Origin of the sequence: Frankia sp. ACN1ag, assembly GCF_001414035.1 — a bacterium.
GTDB classification, from domain to species: Bacteria; Actinomycetota; Actinomycetes; order Frankiales; family Frankiaceae; genus Frankia; species Frankia torreyi.
The window spans coordinates 136,122-154,635 of sequence record NZ_LJPA01000005.1 but is presented as its reverse complement, the minus strand read 5'-3'; the positions used below and the strand labels follow the sequence as shown (position 1 = coordinate 154,635).

Genomic DNA, 18,514 nt, shown 5'->3' with positions numbered 1-18,514 from the left:
ACTGCGAGGGTCGAACGGCTCCCCCCCCACGCGCCGACCGGGGCTCGGCGGGTGGGGGGCCCGCTACCTGGTACCCCCACCCGCCGGCCCGGTCTCGCGCAGGTTTCCTTGACCACGGTGGCCTGCACGGCCGCTGTGGATGTCACACTCGGGAGGGGGACGGGTTTCGTCGGGGCCGGCTCCGCGCAGCCCGAAAGCCCGACGCCCGGAGGGGGGCCAACTAGTGGTGACCGACCCAGGTCTGCTCCACTGGCGTGACCCGGTGGCCGACATCGGCCACCTTGCCGAGATCGCCGACCGGGTCCGGGCGCGCGTCGAGACGGTCATCGACGGCAAGTCCGAGGCGATCACCACGGCGCTGGTGGTCCTCCTCTCCGAGGGTCACCTGCTCATCGAGGACGTCCCCGGGGTGGGCAAGACCATGCTCGCCAAGGCCCTCGCCCGTTCCATCGACGCCCGGGTGCGGCGCATCCAGTTCACTCCCGACCTGCTGCCCAGCGACGTCACCGGCGTCAGCGTCTACAACCAGGGCACGCGGGACTTCGAGTTCCGCCCCGGCCCGGTGTTCGCCAACATCGTCGTCGGCGACGAGATCAACCGGGCCGAGCCCAAGGCGCAGTCCGCCCTGCTGGAATGTATGGAGGAGCATCAGGTCACCGTCGACGGGGTCACCTATCGGCTGGAGTCGCCGTTCATGGTCATCGCGACCCAGAACCCGGTGGAGATGGAGGGCACCCGGGCGCTGCCCGAGGCGCAGCGGGACCGCTTCACCGCGCGCATCTCCATGGGCTATCCCTCCCCCGCCGCCGAGATGGCGATGCTCGACAACCACGGCAACGCCAACCCTCTGACGGGCATCACCCCGGTCACCGACGCCGCCGAGATCGCTCGACTGATCTCCCTGGTGCGCACCGTGCACGTGTCTCCCGAGGTGCGGCACTACATCGTCGACCTCGTCGGCGGGACCCGGGTGCATCCGGAGATCGCGCTCGGGGCGTCTCCCCGGGCGGCGCTGCACCTCATCCGGGCCGCGCGCGCCCGCGCCGCGCTGGACCAGCGCGCCTTCGTCCTGCCCGACGACGTGCAGGAGATGGCCATCCCGGTGATGGCGCACCGCCTGCTGCTACACCCGGAGATCATGCTCTCCGGCGAGCCCGGCACCGAGGTCGCCGCCCGGATTCTGACCGAGGTCCTGCACCGGATCCCCATTCCCCGGCCCGGCACGGCACGCCCGGCCCGGCACGGCCGTTAGAGATCCGTGTGCGGGACTTCGTCGCGGCGCTGCGCGGCCTGACGGTCCGCGGCCGGTCCTTTCTCGCCGCGGGGGCGGCCTGCGCCGTGTCCGCGATCATCCTCGGCGAGCAGGACCTGCTGCGCATCGGGCTGCTCGTCGCGAGCCTGCCGGTGCTCGCGGCGGCGGTCGTCTGCCGCACCCGCTACCGGCTGTCCTGCACGCGCCGGCTCGAACCGCGCCGGGTCACCGCGGGCGACCGGGTCAGCGTGCGCATCCAGTTGGAGAACGTCAGCCGCTCGCCGTCGTCGGTGCTGCTGGTGGAGGACACGANCGGCTCCGGTCTGGGCGGCGGCGCCCGCTTCGTGCTCGACCGGATCGAGCCCGGCGGCAGCCGTGACCTCTCCTATGCCCTGCGCGCGTCGGTCCGCGGCCGCTACCAGATCGGGCCGATGGCGATCCGGCTCGGCGATCCGTTCGGGCTCTGCGAGCTGTCCCGCAGCTTCCGCAGCCTCGACGAGCTGATCGTCGCGCCCGCCGTCGAGCGGCTCCCGCCGGCCCGGCCGGGCGCCTCGGCCAGTGTGAGCGCCGAGCTGCGCCGGGCCACCGGCCTCGTCGGCGAGGACGAGACGACCACCCGGCCGTACCGGTCCGGCGACGACCTGCGCAAGGTGCACTGGAAGACGACGGCCCGCAGCGGCGAGCTGATGGTTCGACGCGAGGAGCACCCGCAGATCGGCGCCGCGGCGATCCTGCTCGACACCCGGATGCGGGCCTGGCCGGACTCCGGCCCCTCATCGGCGTTCGAATGGGCGGTCAGCGCCGTCGGCGGGATCGGGCTCCACCTGGTCCGCGGCGGCTACCGGGTCCGGCTGCTCACCGACCGGGGGCAGGTCACGACCGCGGCCGGCGCGACCGTCTCCGGACTGCTCGACGAGCTGGCCACGCTCGCCCCGGTCGACGCCGAGTCACTGCACCCGGCCCTCGCCGCGCTGCGCCGCCCCGGCGGCGACCGGGGCGGCCTGCTTGTCGCCGTGCTCGGCCACACGGAGCCTGCCCAGCTCACGACGCTGGCCGCCGCGCGCTCACACCGTGCCCCCGCCATCGCCGTCCTCGTCGACGTGACGAGCTGGCACCCCCACCCGGCGGCCGCCGCCGACCTCGCGACGGCGCGGACGGCGCTGACCCGCGCCGGCTGGGCGGTCCTCGTCGCACGGCAGGGCATGAGTCTCGCCTCGGTGTGGCCGCGGGTGACGGCGCTGGCGGGCCAGCGGGGATTCGCCGGCGCCCGCCCCGCGGACGATCGTGGGGGCGGCGGGCCGGCCTCGGCGACCCGGGCCGCGGGCCAGCCCCCGCGCCGGGCGGCCCGGTGACCGTCCGCCCGGTTTCCACCGTCGTCGCCGCAGCCGCCTGCCTGCTGTCCACCAGCGCGCTGTCCCGGCTGTTCGACGGGACGCTGTGGTGGATGCGGCCCGTCGTGATCGCGGTCGTCGTCGCGGTGGCGACCGCGACGCTCGGCAGGTTGCTGCGGCTGCCGGTCGCGGCCGCCATCCTGCTCAGCCTCGCCGGGCTCGTCGGCACCGTGACCGTGCTGTGCGCCCGGGGGACGGCGCTGCTCGGGGTGGTGCCGACCGCCGGGACGGTGCGGACGCTGCGCGCGCTCATCGCCGACGGCAGTTCGGACATCTCCCGGCTGGCGGCGCCGGTGCCGCACCGGCCGGGGCTGGTGGTCCTGACCGTCGTCGGCATCTACCTCGTCGTCATGGTCGTCGATCTGATCGTGGTGACGTTGGACCGCCCGGCCCTCGGCGGGCTGCCCCTGCTGGCCCTGTACGCGGTGTCCGCGGCGATCCTGCCCGGCGGCGTCGGCACCGTTCCGTTCCTGCTGGGGGCGGCGAGCTTCGTCGCGCTGTTGCTGCTGGACGGTCGGTTGGCGTTCGGCCGGTGGGGCCGGACGGTGTCCGACGCCGGCCGGGGGCGCGGCGAGCGCGAGGCGTTCGGCGGCCGGCTCACCGTGAACGCGCTCGGGGTGGCGCTCGCCGCGCTGCTCGTCGCCGTCGCGGTGCCGCTCGGCCTGCCGTCGCTGGACGGCGAGGGGCTGGTGTCGCGCAAGGGCGGCTACGGCGCCGGAGACGGGCCGAGCTCGGCCAGCGTCGTACAGCCGATCGTCTCGGTGAGCCAGCAGTTGCACGCCAGCAAGCAGGTGCCCCTGTTCAGCGTGCGCTCGCAGACCCCGCGGTATCTGCGGCTGACGGCGTTGGAGAACTTCGACGGGCAGTTGTTCACCCTGCGGGCGCTCAACGCCACCCGGGACAACCGGGTCAGCGAGGGTCTACCGAAGCCGCGCCTCGGCGGCACCACGGCGCAGGTCAGCGCGGACATCGCCGTCACCACCCGGTTCAAGGAGCTCTACCTGCCGGTCCCGGGCATCCCCACCAAGATCAAGGGGCTTACCGGCGACTGGCGGCTGGCGGCCCCGACCGGCACGATCTTCTCCACCCGGACCTCGACCGCGGGCGTGCGCTACCAGGTCGACGCGACCGTGCCAAACCCGACCCGGGCCGAGCTGGCGGCCGCGACCGGGCCGGCCCCCGCCGAGCTGGCCGTGGACACCGCGCTGCCGGACAACCTCGACCCCCGCCTGCGCCAGCTCGTCGAATCGATCACCCACAACGCGCGCACCCCCTACGAGAAGGTGTACGCGATCCAGCAGCACCTGCGCGGGCCGCTGTTCACCTACGACCTGGCAGGCGCGCCGACCACCCAGGAAGGCGCCCTCGCCGAGTTCCTCTTCGAGTCGCACCGGGGGTACTGCGAGCAGTTCGCCTCCGCGATGACCGTCCTGGTGCGGATGCTCGGCCTCCCCGCCCGGGTCGCCATCGGTTTCGTGCCCGGCGAGCAGCAGGCGGATGGCAGCTACCTGATCACGAACCGGCAGGCGCACGCCTGGCCCGAGGTGTGGTTCCCCTCGGTCGGCTGGGTGAGCTTCGAGCCGACCCGCCGCTCGGACGGGGCGACGGCGGCGCCCTCGTACGCGCCCGCCGGCATCGACGATCCGGACGGGGCGGCCGCGCCGCCCGGCGAACAGAGCGCGTCCGGTGCCCAGCCGCTGCCCGCACCGGTGCAGGTTCCGATGCCCAGCGCCGGGGCGAACCCCGACGACCCGACCGCGACGCACCCCCCGACCGCGGGCGAGGACACCGACACCTCCCCCGGCATCCCTGCCTGGGTGATCTGGCTGTGCGCGACCGTTCCGCCCGTGGCGGCCCTGCTGGCCACCCCGGCGATCATCCGGTTCCGGCGGCGGCGGGCCCGGCTACGACACGGCCGACCCGACGACACCGCCGGCGCCGGCGCCGGCGGCGGTCCGGCCGGCCGGACCGGCGCGCAGGGCGTCGACCAGGTGCACGATGCCTGGGCGGAGCTGCTCGACGTCGCCTCCGACCTCGGCATCACGATCCGGGTCAGCGACTCGCCGCGGGCCGGGGTCGCCCGGCTGACCGCCTACCTCGACGCCGAGCCCGCGTCCGCGTCCGCGCGGCAGGCCGAGCCGGCGGCCGACCGGCAGGCCGATGCCACCGCGGCGGCGCAGGCTAATTCCCAAACCGACCCGACGCCGGCCGTCCCGTCGTACCCCCAGGCCCGCGAGGCGCTGGCCCGGCTGGCGGCCGCGGAGGAGCGGGCCCGATACGCGCCCCCGGAACTCGCCGCCCCGCCGCCGCACGCCGAGGTGAGGCGGGACGTCGCCACCGCCTCCGGGACGCTCTGGTCGGTCGCCCCGCGAACCCGCCGGATCATGGCGCGCCTTGCGCCGCCGTCGGTGTTCCGCCGCCGTGAGCCGGACGAACCGGGCCGCGATCGCGCCGGCCGGATCCGCCGGTACCTGCGGCGGCACCCCACGGACACCGGACCAGGCCGCTCCGGCGGCGGGCCGCAGCCCGCGGCGGTGAACGATGCCGAGGCCCGTGTCCCGGAGCCGGCGCACAGCGGCGGATCAGCGCCGCCGGACGGCCCCTGAGATCGCCCGGACGACGGGGAGATTCCGCGCCTGCTAGGACCGGTCTTCCCAGCGGCGCCGCCAGCGTTCCTCGACCCGTTCCATGAAGGGCGCCTTCGTCCGGGATCGTCCCTTCGACCGGCCTCGGCCGCCGGGCCGGCGGCCGCCCGTGTCGCGCCCGCTGATGCGACGCAGGTCGGCGGCCCCGCGCAGCGCGGCGAACAGCATCATCAGGAACCCGAGGATGCCGAGGATGACGGTGAGCGGCACCCGGTTGAGCACCACGCCGACCACCAGGACGGCGAGCCCCAGCAGGAAGACCACCGCACTGCGGCGCACCCGGCGCAGCAGGTACGTGCGGGGGTCTGTCGACCGCACGGTGCTGGCGAACTTCGGGTCATCCTCAACGAGAGCGCGCTCGATCTGCTCCAGAAGGCGCTGCTCGTTCTCCGAGAGCGGCATCGACGCTCCTCCCACGACCTACAGGCCCGGCAGACGGAACCTGACAACCAAGAATAGGCATGCGCGGGCGGGTGCGGTAGGCAACCCGTCATGCCGGTTGGAACCGAGCCAATCACCTCACGTGTCCCGTGCCCGAAGCAGCACCGTTCATGCCGGGACACGCTGTCGTCACGGTGGGCCCGGTGAGGGCCCCTCGGGCCGGTCGAGCAGGGCCGCCGGACCCACCGCACCCGCGCCGAACCGGTCACGCGCCCGGTCGGCGACCCGGTCCAGCTCCGCCCAGCCGTCGGGCCGCTCCCCGAGCAGTAGCTGCCTGCTGCCGCCGCCCGCGTCGACGAGGTTGCCGGCCCGCACCCCCAGCAGGCGCACGGCCATGACCTCGGCGCCGGCAACCCGGCCGCCCCCGAGCAGGCCCAGATCCGTCACCAGGTCCGTCGCGGTGGAGTAGATCGCCTGGGACACGTCGGTGCCATCACGCAGCGTGCGGGCGCGGGTCACGGTCCGGAAGTCGCCGTAGCGCACCTTGACCGAGATGGTCCGGGCGCGCCGGTCCCGGTGCCGGAGCTGGCCGGCCACCCGTCCGGACAGGCGCAGCAGCTCCCGAGCGAGCGCCGCCGGCTCGGTGATGTCGGTGGCGAAGGTGCGTTCGGCGCCGACGGTGACCTCCGTGGTGACGGGATCCACCCGCCGCTCGTCGATCCCCCACGACAGCCGGTGCAGGTGGGCTCCGGCGGTGTCCCCGAGCGCCCGGCGCAGCGTGTCCACCGGGGTGTTCGCAATGTCCCCGATCGTGCGCAGCCCCAGCCGGGTCAGGGTGGCCTCCGCCCGCGGGCCGACGCCCCACAGTGCCCCGGTCGGCAGCGGATGCAGGAAGGCGAGTACCTCGTCGGGGGCGATGACCGCCAGCCCGTCCGGCTTGCACCGGGTCGAGGCGATCTTGGCGACGAACATCGACGGCGCGACGCCGACGGAGCAGGTGAGGTCCTGCTCGGTCGCCACCCGCTGGCGGATGTCCGCGGCGATCCGCGGCGCCGACCCGAACAGCGCCCGCGCGCCGGCGACGTCGAGGAACGCCTCGTCGACCGACAGCGGCGCGACCAGCGGGGTGACGTCCCGGAAGATCTTCATGATCTCGATCGAGGCCGCCCGGTACGCGGCATGGTCGGGCGCAACCACCGCCGCGGTGGGGCACAGGCGCAGCGCCCGCGCCATCGGCATCGCGCTGCGGAGCCCGTACGCCCGGGCCTCGTAGGTCGCCGACAGCACCNCCCCGCGCTCNCCCCCCGCCACGATCAGGGGCCGGCCACGGAGCTCGGGCCGGCGGCGCAGCTCCACCGAGGCGAAGAAGGCGTCCATGTCGACGTGCAGGATCGTGCTCTCAGCGCGCATGGGGACCCGTGCCGCCCGGGCTGCGGGCAAGGACGTGGAGCTGCGCCGCCAACGCCCGGAACGGCTCGCGCCCGGCGGCCGCAAGCTCCAGACGCAGCAGCCGCCGCGTCGCCAGGGCGTCGGGCAGGCGCTCCCCCGGCACCAGATCCGCGAAGATCCGCACCCCGTGGACGTCGAGCACCTCCGCCCCCGCGGCCTGGACCAGCGCGACGGCCTCCGCGGTGGTGAACCGCCGAGGCACCCGACCAACCGCCGGCTCCCTGGCCGCCGACGAGCTGTGATCAGCCCCGGACGGCCGGTGCGCGGGGGGCATGTCCTCGACGAGTGCCGCGAGGGCCGCTTCGAACTGCCCGGCCAGCGCACGGGCGAGGACCGCGGCGGCGAGACCGGCCACGACGACGCTGAGCGCACCACCCGGCCGCAGCACCCCCAGCGCCTGCGCGAGTGCGCTCTGCGGGTCGTCCACGATCTCCAGCACCGAATGGCACAGCAGCAGGTCGGCCTGCCCGGCGCCGACGATGCCGGTCAGGTCACGCAGGTCTCCCTGGATCGAGGTGACCCGCCCGCCGAGCCCCTGCTCGGCGACGCGCCGGCGCAGGGCGGCCAGCGCGTCGGGCGAGGGGTCCACCACGACGACCGGATAGCCGGCGGCCGCGATCGGCACGGCGAAACCGCCGCTGCCGCCGCCGGCGTCGACGACGAGCGGCCGGCGCGCCCCCACCATCGGCTCACCCGGTGCCCCCGTCCCGGCCCCCGTCCCAGCCGCCGTTGCCTGGTCGACCGGGGCCAGGGGGGCCGGGCGGGGCAGGACGGCCCACAGACCGTGCCAGATCGCGGCCTGCCGCAGATCGCCGCCGGTGACATGGTCGACCATCGACATCGCCTCCTCCTCCCGGCCGCCCGCCCTGGTTGCCCCGGTCGGGCGCGGGCGGGTCAGCGGCCCACGACGAGGCCGATGGCGACGCCGACCGCGAGCCCGCCGACCGACAGTCCCAGGATCCGTAGCACCCAGGCGTTGCGGCGGGCCACGGCGGACGGCACGACCCGGCGCGCCCCCCGGTGCGCGCCGTGGTGCCGGAGCCCGGAACCGGTGAGAGCCATCGATGATCACCTGCTTCGTCACGCGCAGCACCCCAAGAGATAACCGATAGTGAACGACGGCTACGCTGCGCGCAACAGCGGGCCGGCGGATCATCGGAAGTCCCGAGAGCGGGAGGCGACGGCGACCGGCAGCGGCCACATCCGCTCGGCGATCACGTTGGTCACCCCTTCGGCCCGTTCGAGGCGACCGTGGACGACGAGGGCCACCGCCGTGCGGGCCACCACCCGATGACGCGTCCAGACGCCGGGCGAGCAGATCACGTTCACCAGGCCCGTCTCGTCCTCCAGGTTGACGAAGGTCGTGCCGCCTGCCGTCGCAGGCCGTTGACGATGGGTGACGATCCCGGCGACCAGGACCCGCCGGCCCGCCTCGGCGTCGCGCAGACCCGATGCCGCCGTCACCCCCCGGGCGGCGAGCCGCTCCCGGAGGAACCGGGTGGGGTAGCCCTCGGTCGTGATCCCCGTCGCCCAGAGGTCGGCCACGGACTCCTCGAGATCGGCCATGTCGGCGTAAGGGCCGCCCGCCGCCCGCGTCTCGACGATGCGGCGGGCCAGGCTCTCCCCCACCCGCCGGACCCCGGACAGGCCGAGTCGGACCCGCGGTTGCGCGCCGACCAGGCTGGCCCCGACCGCGGAGGCGTTGACGTCCGGCCGCAGCACCTCGACGCCGTGGCGGCGGGCGCCGGCGACCAGGCTCTGCGGCGATTGACTTCCTCCCCCTCGTGAACGAGGGGGATTCCCGGTGGCGGTCATGCCGCCTCCCCGGATGGTTGACGCTTCACCGTCCCCGGCAACCCGGAGATCTCCACGTCCATGGACGACAGTCCAGCCGCCCTGATGTTCAGACTTGCATTGATATCCGCGTTCCCCGACCAGCCACACGACGTGCACAGGAATGTTGCCTGGTCGGGGCGGGACGCCCGGTCGACGACCCCGCAGACGTGGCAGCGCTGCGACGTGTACGGCGCCGGTACCTTCACCAGCACCCCACCCTCCCAGGCCGTCTTATAGGCGAGATGCGCGCCGATGCGTCCCCATGCGGCGTTCAGAACCGACCGGTTCAGCCCGGCTTTCTGCCGCACCTGCCGCCCGGGGTTCTCGACGGCGCCCCGGGCCGAGCGGGTCATGTTCCCGACCCGTAGATCCTCGATCACGACCAGCCCGAACTCCCGNCTGATCCCGGTTGTCACCTTGTGTGCCCAGTCGTCGCGGCGGCGTTTGGTTCTCGCGCGCACCCTGGCGATCTGGTCGTACGTCCTGGTCAGCCGGTTCGACGTCGCCGCGCCACGAGCCCGGGCCCGGCGCTGCCGGGCTGCTTTCCGCTCCAGGCGAAGCAGACGGCCCGCCTCACCCACGGACAGCAGCACCGGCAGATCCCGAAACGACCCATCCGACAGGGCCAGGGTCCGCGTCACCCCCCGGTCCACCCCGACCACCGGGCCGCCATGCGGCTCCGGCCGCACATCAGGGGTTTCGATCCGGAACACCACATGCCAGCCGTTCACCTCGCGGACCAGCCGGGCACCCGTCAACCGGCCCGGCACCCCACGAGACACCCCGGGAAGCGGCCGCGTCCACCGAAACCGCACCCGACCAACCCCGGGAACAGACAACACACCCCACCGGCGACTGCGTCGGATCACCTGCAGCCCACTCGCCTGCGGCACATCCACCGCCAGGCGGGCACGACGCCGAAACCTGAAACGCGGCGGACGAGCCAACCCCGCATAGCAACGCTTCCACGCAGCCTGATACTGCTTCAACACCTGCTGACACGCCTGCGCGGGCAGAAGCGAAAGCCACTCGAACCCCTCCGGCGGGCTCTTCCGCGCTTCCCGCATCTGCCGGTCGACCGCAGCCAACGGCAACGCCGAACGGCGATGCTCCCGACACATAATGTGCCATTCATGTAACAGATTCCACAGCCCCCGCGCCGCATGACCCTGCCCGTCCAGCTTCCCCACCTGACCCACCTCCGGGTATAAGCGGGCGACATGAACAAGTCGGGCCATGGCTCATTCTACCCGAATTCACGGCGATTCATCTTCCGCCTGAAGGCGGAAGCCCTCTTGCCGCCCCTGGTAGCCGGGGAAGCGGCCATCGCCGCCGCCAACCGGGCCGCGCCGGGCGCAGCGTAGTGGACGTTGCCGGTCGCCACCAGGGGCAGCCGCGCGGCGCGGGCCAGCTCGGCCAGAGCATCGTTGCGGGCCGAGTCCAGCGGATGGGCATGATCGGCGAGCTCCACCGCCACGTTCTCCCGGCCGAACAGCTCCGCCAGCTCCGCGAGGGCGGCCCCGGCGTCGGCGGGACCGGAGCGGGCCAGGGCCCGGGGAACCGTGCCCTTGCGGCATCCGGTGAGCACCTGCCAGTGCCCGCCGGCCGCCCGGGCGCAGGCCTCGGGCTCGGCCACCAGCCGGCCCTTCTCCCCGCTGGCCAGGTGGGCATCGGACAGCAGCCGGGCCAGCCGCCGGTAGCCCTCCGGATCGCGGGCGAGAACGAGCAGATGGTCGCCGCCGGGATCGGTCTCCCCCGCGCGGGGCGCCCGCGCCCCGAGCGAGATCTCCGCTCCGAACACGGTCCGCAGTCCCACCTCCCGGGCCGCCTCCGCGAAGCGGACGACGCCGTAGAGCCCGTCGTGGTCGGTGAACGCGAGCGCCGACAGCCCCAGCCGCACCGCCTCCTCCACGAGGTCCTCCGGCTGGCTCGCGCCGTCGAGAAAGCTGAACGCGGAATGACAGTGCAGCTCGGCGTAGGGGACCGTCGAGGCCGGGGCATCCCGTCCCCGGCTGCCTCCCGCCGGGCCGGCCACGGCCGGCTAACCCCGCCGCGGCGGGACGGCCGCGACTGCCACGACATCGGCGGGACCGGTGCCGGCGAGCACCGGCTGGGACGGCAGCCCCAGCGCACCCTCGACGACGCCGATGAACTGGTCGACCTGACGGATCAGATCGTCGGCCTCCCGCCGCCCCACCACGTTCAGGCCGGCCTCGGCGGCCGCCCGCCGACCGGCGCCCGCCGCGAAGAAGTCCGCCCAGTCGACGAGCTCGGGGGCCACCCGCACGAGCAGGCACCAGGCGCTGACCGGCCGGCCCCGCCGGCCCGGCCGGGGCCGCGCCCGGTCCGCCAGCACGGCGGCGGCGGCCCGCAGGGCGGCGAGATGGGCCAGGGCATACCGCTCCCCGGCCCGGGGGGCGTACTCCGCTTCTCCGAGACCGCGCCGGGCGGCGGCGAGCAGCTCGTCCCGGGAGCGGTGGGGCAGCCCCGCCGCGGGCAGGAGGGCCCGTCCGGGTGGGCTGCTGGATGCTCCGTGCCCGGCGGACGCACCCTCCACCCCGACGGCTCCGCCCGCGGGGCCCGCGCCGCTGACAGGTCGACTCACGACGGCCATGACACCCTCCCGGTGTCGAACACAGGTTCGAATACCTGGAAGGTAGCCCCCCGCCGGCCGGCCCGTCAAACACCCAGCTCTCGAACACGCGAGCGAGCCGGCACGACGGTGCTGGTCTCGAGCAGCCGCAGGAACCAGGCCAGCACGAGCAGCGCCACCACGTCGGGCACCCAGCCCAGGCGCGGGTCCGGGACATCCCCCCGATGGGTATCCCCCGGACCCGCGTCCGACGCCCGGACCACCCGGGTGACCTCCGGGGCGAGCAGGTCGGGGTGGGCCACGACGAGCGCCGTCCCGTCCAGCGCGAACCGGATGATGTTGACCTCGCGGTGCCCCACCAGGCCGCTGGCGAACGCGCCGCGGGTCGGCGTGAGCCACCGCAGCACGCAGCCGTCCGCCAGGCGCACCCGGCCGCCCGCCCGGTCGGCCGCGAAGGACGCGACCGGCACCCGCCCCATCGGCTCGACGAGCCGCACGCCCTGGCCGTCGAGATCCAGCTCCAGGACGAACGGGCGCCGGGCGGCCATCAGCTCGACCCGCCCCCGCGACGCCCAGTCGGCGAGCACCGCCTGCTCGTCGGTCTCGACCCACACCTGCCGGACCGCGCTGCACCGGCTCGCCGCGGTGACCTGGAAGACCACCTCGTGCGGCAGACCGCCGGCGCGCCGGGGAAGGGCCTCCGCCCCGGCGCCGACCTCCGGCAACGGCCGCGTGCAGGTCACGGGCTGTCCCGGCCGTCCCGACCGTCCCGCGACCGCCTCGGCCCGCGTCCCCGACGCCGCCGCCGGGGACGGCGCCCGCCCCGGCGCCCCGGGCCGTCGCGACAGGATCCTCGTCACCGCGATCGCCATGATCCCGACACCTCCTACCGTCGGCCGACTGCCGACGGTCCGTCATCCTCGGTTCTCGTCGATCCGGAGTGCACACCTGCGGTGTCAATGAGAGGTGCACGCACGGTCACCGCAGACGTTGAGCGGTCGTTGACAGATCCCGTGCGCCGCGCCGGGATCACCGCGGGTGCGGTCCTGACGCGGAACCGACAGCGCCCGCGGGGGTCCGATGGTTGCCGCCGGCTCCCCCTCGGGCGCACGCTGCGATAAACAGACATCACCCCGGGGCCATGACGAGAGGACCTGATGCCCGACCGCGACAGCCTGCAGTTCGCCATCCTGGGTCCGCTGGAGGTCACCGCGGCCGGGACACCCGTCTCGCTGGGCGGCGCCCAGCGCAAGGTCCTGATGACCGTCCTGCTGCTCGAGGCCGGCAAGGCCGTGCCGATCCCCCGGCTGATGGAGGTGATCTGGGGCGACTCGCCGCCGGAGGGGGCGCTGCGCACGCTGCGCACCCACATCAGCGAGCTGCGGCGGGTGATGGGGGACGACAAGCCGCCGCGGATGCTGCCGCGCAAGGGCGCGGGCTACCTGCTCGACGTGCGGGCGGAGCAGATCGACGTCGAGCGGGCGCGGCGGCTGCTGGCGCAGGGCCGGCGAGCGGTGGACGACGGCGACCCGGTGAGCGCGATCGCCCCGCTGCAGGAGGCCCAGTCGCTGTGGCGGGGGCCGCCGCTGGTCGACGTCGCGGACCATCCGTTCGCGCACGGCTACGCGGAGGCGCTCACCGAGCTCCAGCTCGACGTGGCCAAGACGCGGATCGCCGCCGACCTGTCCCTGGGCCGGCACCGAGAGGTCATCGGCGACCTGCGGATGCTGGTCGCCCGCCATCCGCACGACGACGGCCTGCGCCGGGAGCTGGTCGTCGCCTTCTACCGGGACGGCCGGACCGAGGACGCCGCCCGAGCCTGCCGGGACGGTCTGGAGGCCCTGCACGAGCTCGGGCTGGACTCCCCGATGCTGCGCCGGCTGCAGGAGGACGTGCTGCGCGGGGCGCCGGATCTCGCCTGGGCGCCGCCGCGCTCGCTGGGTCGCCCCGCCCAGGTCGCGCCCACCGGCTCCGGCGGCCACCAGCTCCCGCCGGACACTCCGGAGTACACCGGGCGGGACACCATCCAGGCCCGGGCGCACGCCGTGCTCACCGATCAGGTGGCCCTGGCCCGGGGCACCGTCACTGCGGCCTTCGCCGGCAAGGCGGGCGCCGGCAAGACGGCACTGGCCGTGCACATCGCGCACCGCATCCGCGCCGGGTTCACCGACGCGCTGTACGTGGACCTGCGCGGCACCAGCGAGCCGCTGGAGCCGACGCGGGTGCTCGCCCGGTTCGTCCAGGCGCTCGGGGTCAGCCGGGCCGCGGTCCCCACCGACCCGGACGACCTGGCGGAGATGTACCGGGAGCTGCTCGCCACCCGCAAGGTGCTGATCATCCTGGACAACGCGGCGGGTGAGGCACAGCTACGTCCGCTGATGCCGACGAGCCCGGGCTGCGCCGTGCTCATCACCAGCCGGTCGCGGCTGCACGGGCTCACCGTGCCGTACTGGATGGTCGACGTCCTCATCCCCAGCGACGCGGTGGAGCTGCTGGCCAAGGTGGTCGGGGCGGCGCGGATCGAGGCCGAGCCCGAGGCGGCGCGCGACATCGTCGGCCTGTGCGGGTACCTGCCGCTGGCGATCCAGATCGCCGGGCGCAAGCTGGCCGCGCACCCGCACTGGCGGCTGGCGCGCCTGGCCGGCCGGCTCGCCAACGAGCGGGACCGGTTGTCCTGGCTGGAGGTCGGCGACCTGGAGATCCGGGCCAGCTTCTCGCTGAGCTACGAAGGTCGGCCGGCCGACGAGCAGCGTGCCTTCCGGCTGCTGTCGCTGCCCGCGGTCAACGACTTCGCGCCGTGGGCCGCGGCGGCCGTGCTCGACGTCGATCTGGACGAGGCCGAGGACGTCGTCGACCGCCTCGCCGACGCGCAACTGCTGGAGCGGCGCGGCGTCGACGCGACCGGCACGGAGCGCTACCGGTTCCACGACCTGCTGCGAGTGTTCGCCCGGGAGCGGGAGACCGGCGTCGGGACGGCGATCGGCCAGCCCGCGTCGACGGCGCCGAGCGCCCACCCGGGGTCCGCGGACGGGGAGCGGGCGGGGGACGGCCACGACGCGCGGTCCCCGGCGGCCGCGCCCGAAGGTGGCGCCGCCGCCGGCGGCGGCGACGGGCACGGCGCCCTCGACGCTGCGAAACCCGATGATCCGCCGATGTTGTCCGGTGAACACCGAGCGGCGCTGAGCCGACTGTTGTACGCCTATCAGGTGATGCTGCGTGAGGCGGTCGACACCTTCAGCCCCGGGCGCGTCCGGACCCTGTCCGCCGACGGGCCGGACGCCGGCTTCGCCGCGCAGGCCGCCGCCCGGTTCGCCCGCGCGGACCTCGCCGAGGTCGTCCGCCAGCCGCTGGTCTGGTTCGGCGGGGAACGCTCGAACCTGCTGGCCCTGGTCGAGCAGGCGCAGGCGGCCGGGCTCGACCAGCCGACCTGGCTGCTCGCCGTCGAGGCGGCGGAGTTCTACGCGTTCGCTGCGCACTGGAGCGACTGGGCGCGCACCCATGTCCTGGGCCTGGCCGCCGCCCGCCGCACGGGGCACCGCCTCGCCGAGGCCGAGCTGCTCACCAGCCTCGGGGAGCGGGAGATCGTCCTGACGTTCGAGGAGGCGTTCTGGCGGTTGGACGCCGCCGGAGCCGACCCCGACGGCGAGCCCGCGGTGGCGGTCACCCAGGGTGCGCTCGAGCGCCTGGCGCTGGCCACGGAACGTTTCGCCCGGGCTCGGGAGATCTTCGCCGGCTTCGGTGCGGAGCTGGGCGAGGCGCGGGCCGTGCGCGGGCTCGCCGACGCCTGCCGCGGCCGCGGCGAGTTCGCCGCGGCACTGGCCCACTTCGAGACCTGCCTGGGGACGATGCGGCGGACCGGGGCCCGCCGCCTCGAGGCGGAGACGCTGGTCGCCCTCGCCATGACCCACGGCGACCGCAGGGAACTCGCCGACGGCATCACCTGCCTGACGATGAGCCTGTCGATCGCCCGGGAGCTCGCCAACCTGCCGCTGGAGGCGCAGGCCCAGCGGCGGCTGGGCGATCTCTACCGCTACCGGGAGCGCCCCGAACAGGCGCTGGCGGCCTACAACGAGAGCCTGCCGCTGCTGGCCGAGCTGCCCGATCCGCTGTGGGAGCCGCGCGTGCTGGTCCGCCGCGGTGACATCCTCGCCCAGCTCGACGACCATCCCGCGGCCCGGCGTTCCTGGCAGCAGGGCATCACGCTGCTACGCCAGCAGGGCTCCCCGGAGCTGGCCGCCGCCGAGGATCGGCTGACCGCACCGGTGACCACCGAGCCGACCCAGTTCACCGGCGGCCGGCTGCTCGGCGCCTTCGAACCGGCCTACTTCATCGCCCGGGTCGCCGCCTCGCGGCGCAGCGTGCGGTTACTGAACACGTGGACGGACCTGGTCGCCGCGCCGCACCGGGACGCCTTCACCGACGCGGTGCTGGCGGCGATCGACGCCGGGGCGATCGTCCAGATCCTGCTGCTCGACCCGGACTCGCCGGCCGCGGCGGCGCGGACGGCCGACCTGTCGCACCGCATCGACGTACCCGCCGAGATCCGGGCGAACCTGCTGGTCCTGGACGGGCTGCGGGAACGGCTCACCCCGGTCCTGCGTCCCCGCCTCGCCGTGCGGCTCTACGCAGAGCAGCCGCTGACGACCTACCACCGCTGGGACTCCGGCGCGCTCGTGTCGAGCTTCCCCGTCGGCTACTCCTCGGCCGCCGCGACCCAGCACGAGGCGACGATCTCCTCGACCCTCGTCCAGTTCGTCGAGCAGCACTTCGAACGGCTGTGGAGCCCGGCGGGCAGCGCCGCCCTGGACGACTACCTGCGCGTGCCGTTGCAGGTCCTCCGGTCGGACGCCGACCCGGTCGACGTGCGCGCCGAGTTCGTCCGGCTCGACGGGGCGGTGTACATCGCCTCCCCGGAGCTGGCCGCCCTGCTGCGCCGCAGCGGCCCGGACGGCCTGGTCGCGGCGGTGGCGGGCAACGGCCGGCACACGCTGTCCGGCATCGGCCGCGGCCGGGTGGTTCCGCTGCGCGACGACGTCGGCGCCGGAGTTGTGGCGACGGCCTTCACGCAGAAGTACGGGGCCGCGCGCGACGGCCTGCTGCGACTGTCCTCGGTGCGGAGTTGAACGCGATGAGAACTGCGGTCCCGATGAACCCGGCCAACCCTGCCGCCCTGCTGGTGACCGTCGACTTCTGGCGGGTCCCCCGCCGCCGGATAGGCCACGCCCTGGCCCGGGTCGCCGCCGACCGCTCCGCGCTGCGGCACGTCCCCGGGCTGACGTTCGTCAAGCTGCTCGGCACCGGCTCGGCGAGCAGCCTCGGCCTGCGTGGCGCCGACCCCTGCCAGTGGGCGATGGTCGCCGTCTGGGAGACGCCGTCGGCGGCGCGGTCGTTCGAGCGGTCCGCACAGGTGCGGGCCTGGTCGGTGCTGGCCGAGGAACGGTGGCGCATCGACCTGCACCCGCTGTCCTCGCGCGGGCGGTGGTCGCGGCAGGAGCCGTTCGGCGACCCCACGGCCACGGCCGCGCCGACCGCCACCGCCACGGGCACGAAGGTGGCGGTGATCACCCGGGCCCGGGTCGCCCCCCGGCACACGCTCACCTTCCGCCGGGCGGTCCCACCGGTGGTCGCGGACCTCGCTCAGGCCGAGGGGCTGCTGTTCGCGGCCGGGATCGGCGAGGCACCGATCGGGCTGAAGGGGACGTTCAGCCTCTGGCAGGACGCGGCGTCGCTGCGCCGGTTCGCCTACGGCCGGCCGGCGCACAGCGAGGTCGTCCGCCGCACCCCCGAGGTCGGCTGGTACAGCGAGGAGCTGTTCGCGCGGTTCGCGGTGCTCGGCTCCCGCGGCACGCTCGGCGGACGCGATCCGCTGCTGGCCCTGCTCCCCGATCCGACGTTGGCAGGCCCCCCGACGTTGACGACTCGTTGAAGGTCCGGTGCCGGCCTGGCGCCCCGGGCCGGCACCGGATTCGGCGGTTTGACAACCCGTTGACGGACGTCCGCCACGGTGGGGAGGTCCGGCGGCGAACCGGATGAAGCAGCCCGACGAACCGGATGAAGCGAACCGCATGCCGATGCCCCGTGACCAGGCACGTGCCCAGGTGTCCGCAGGCCAGGCACCCTCCGAAGCGACACCCCGCGGTCCAGGACCGCACCCCCCGGTTGTGCGCAGGTCCACCCCCCACCGCCGGATACTGATCGCCACGGCGGTGGGCGCCCGCGTGGCGGACCTGGTCACTCGGGCCGGCAGCGCGGTCCTGCGCCCGGAGCTGGCCGCCCGCCCGGCCGAACTCGCCGACGCGCTGGTCGAGCTGCGCCCGCACACGCTGGTCGTCGGCGCGAACGCGGTCGACGCCACCACCCTGCGACGATGGGCCGCAGCGGTCCGCGCGGGCGGTCCGGTCCCCGCGGGCGGTCCGGTCCCCGCGGGCGGTCCGGTCCCCGTGGGCTCAGCGCGGTCCGACGCCGACCGCGAGCTCCTGCTCGTCCGCCGCGGCACCTCGCTGGCCGCCGTCGACACCGCCGCCGCCGCCCGGCTACGGATCGAAGTGCGCAACACCCCGGAGGTCAACGCCCGCCACGTCGCCCGGTTCATGGTCGACCGGCTGTTCGACCCCGCCGGCGGCGGGACGGCGTCGCTCGCTCGGGAGCAACCCTCCGCCCGAGAGCAGCCCCCTGTCCGAGCGCAGCCCCTCGCCCGAGCGCAGGAGTCACGGCGGCCGGGCATCCTCGGGCTGCTCGGCGCCGGCAACATCAACGGACGGGTGGCCCGGGACGGCGCGGCGCGGGGCTGGCGCCTGGTCGTGCACTCCCCCTCCCTCGTCGCCGATCCCGCGTCGGTGGGCGCCTGGGCGCGCCACCACCGGCTGCCCGCCGACCGGGTGCGGATCGCCCGCACCGTGGAGGAGCTCCTCGAGGCCGCCGACGCGGTCGCCGTCGCCGTGCCGCTCGTCCACGCCGGGCCGTGGGN

General features: G+C 74.9%; 13 protein-coding genes and 5 pseudogenes. 7 read left to right on the top strand and 11 right to left on the bottom strand.

The features are described 5' to 3' along the window. Positions 1 to 223: 223 nt before the first annotated feature. The 4 genes and pseudogenes from UK82_RS06005 (at position 224) to UK82_RS05995 (ending at position 5,249) form a co-directional block, all read left to right on the top strand. Positions 224 to 1,252, top strand: coding sequence for a MoxR family ATPase (locus UK82_RS06005; protein WP_055406569.1), 1,029 nt, complete (start codon positions 224 to 226; stop codon positions 1,250 to 1,252). 8 nt (positions 1,253 to 1,260) lie between these two features. Next, positions 1,261 to 1,564, top strand: a pseudogene (locus UK82_RS36090) (DUF58 domain-containing protein); the annotation flags it as partial. Positions 1,565 to 1,683: 119 nt separating this feature from the next. Next, positions 1,684 to 2,604, top strand: a complete 921-nt coding sequence (locus UK82_RS06000; RefSeq protein ID WP_313949790.1) for a DUF58 domain-containing protein — start codon at positions 1,684 to 1,686, stop codon at positions 2,602 to 2,604. Then, positions 2,601 to 5,249 (top strand): DUF3488 and transglutaminase-like domain-containing protein, encoded by a 2,649-nt coding sequence (locus tag UK82_RS05995; protein ID WP_044883681.1) that lies wholly within the window; start codon positions 2,601 to 2,603, stop codon positions 5,247 to 5,249. The genes UK82_RS06000 and UK82_RS05995 overlap by 4 nt, the downstream gene beginning before the upstream one ends. A 33-nt stretch (positions 5,250 to 5,282) precedes the next feature. On the opposite strand, the gene UK82_RS05990 is transcribed toward UK82_RS05995, so the two are convergent. From UK82_RS05990 to UK82_RS05955, 11 genes and pseudogenes are all read right to left on the bottom strand, one after another. Further along, complete coding sequence (locus UK82_RS05990) at positions 5,283 to 5,690, bottom strand: DUF3040 domain-containing protein (RefSeq protein WP_044883594.1); 408 nt, start codon at positions 5,688 to 5,690, stop codon at positions 5,283 to 5,285. A gap of 168 nt (positions 5,691 to 5,858) precedes the next feature. Then, positions 5,859 to 6,957 (bottom strand): annotated as a pseudogene (gene dinB, locus UK82_RS05985) (DNA polymerase IV); the annotation flags it as partial. A gap of 12 nt (positions 6,958 to 6,969) precedes the next feature. Beyond that, a partial coding sequence (locus UK82_RS36085) for a hypothetical protein (protein WP_255354251.1) occupies positions 6,970 to 7,079 on the bottom strand: 110 nt, incomplete at its 3' end. After that, positions 7,069 to 7,959: a methyltransferase domain-containing protein gene (locus tag UK82_RS05980; RefSeq protein ID WP_236705562.1), complete on the bottom strand. Its 891-nt coding sequence runs from the start codon at positions 7,957 to 7,959 to the stop codon at positions 7,069 to 7,071. The genes UK82_RS36085 and UK82_RS05980, both read right to left, overlap by 11 nt. Before the next feature lie 53 nt (positions 7,960 to 8,012). Further along, positions 8,013 to 8,180: a hypothetical protein gene (locus tag UK82_RS33950; RefSeq protein ID WP_157866929.1), complete on the bottom strand. Its 168-nt coding sequence runs from the start codon at positions 8,178 to 8,180 to the stop codon at positions 8,013 to 8,015. A gap of 90 nt (positions 8,181 to 8,270) precedes the next feature. Further along, entirely contained in the window at positions 8,271 to 8,933 is a 663-nt protein-coding gene (locus UK82_RS05975) for an OB-fold nucleic acid binding domain-containing protein (protein ID WP_236705561.1), read from the bottom strand. After that, positions 8,930 to 9,352 (bottom strand): annotated as a pseudogene (locus UK82_RS42360) (RNA-guided endonuclease InsQ/TnpB family protein); the annotation flags it as partial. The pseudogene UK82_RS42360 and the gene UK82_RS05975, both read right to left, overlap by 4 nt. Before the next feature lies 1 nt (position 9,353). After that, a partial coding sequence (locus tag UK82_RS42355; RefSeq protein WP_396230462.1) for an RNA-guided endonuclease TnpB family protein occupies positions 9,354 to 10,192 on the bottom strand: 839 nt, incomplete at its 3' end. 80 nt (positions 10,193 to 10,272) lie between these two features. Then, positions 10,273 to 10,980 (bottom strand): annotated as a pseudogene (locus tag UK82_RS36080) (PHP domain-containing protein); the annotation flags it as partial. 15 nt (positions 10,981 to 10,995) lie between these two features. Further along, positions 10,996 to 11,568, bottom strand: a complete 573-nt coding sequence (locus tag UK82_RS05960) for an SAV_6107 family HEPN domain-containing protein (RefSeq protein WP_173667240.1) — start codon at positions 11,566 to 11,568, stop codon at positions 10,996 to 10,998. Between the two features lie 65 nt (positions 11,569 to 11,633). After that, positions 11,634 to 12,419: a hypothetical protein gene (locus tag UK82_RS05955; RefSeq protein WP_044883588.1), complete on the bottom strand. Its 786-nt coding sequence runs from the start codon at positions 12,417 to 12,419 to the stop codon at positions 11,634 to 11,636. A 285-nt stretch (positions 12,420 to 12,704) separates the two neighbouring features. Between UK82_RS05955 and UK82_RS05950 the strand changes: the two genes are divergently transcribed. The 3 genes and pseudogenes from UK82_RS05950 to UK82_RS41965 form a co-directional block, all read left to right on the top strand. Further along, positions 12,705 to 16,670: a BTAD domain-containing putative transcriptional regulator gene (locus UK82_RS05950; protein ID WP_055406565.1), complete on the top strand. Its 3,966-nt coding sequence runs from the start codon at positions 12,705 to 12,707 to the stop codon at positions 16,668 to 16,670. A 5-nt stretch (positions 16,671 to 16,675) separates the two neighbouring features. Beyond that, complete coding sequence (locus tag UK82_RS05945; protein ID WP_082121658.1) at positions 16,676 to 17,473, top strand: spheroidene monooxygenase; 798 nt, start codon at positions 16,676 to 16,678, stop codon at positions 17,471 to 17,473. Between the two features lie 103 nt (positions 17,474 to 17,576). Next, positions 17,577 to 18,513, top strand: a pseudogene (locus tag UK82_RS41965) (FAD-dependent oxidoreductase); the annotation flags it as partial. Between the last annotated feature and the right edge of the window lies 1 nt (position 18,514).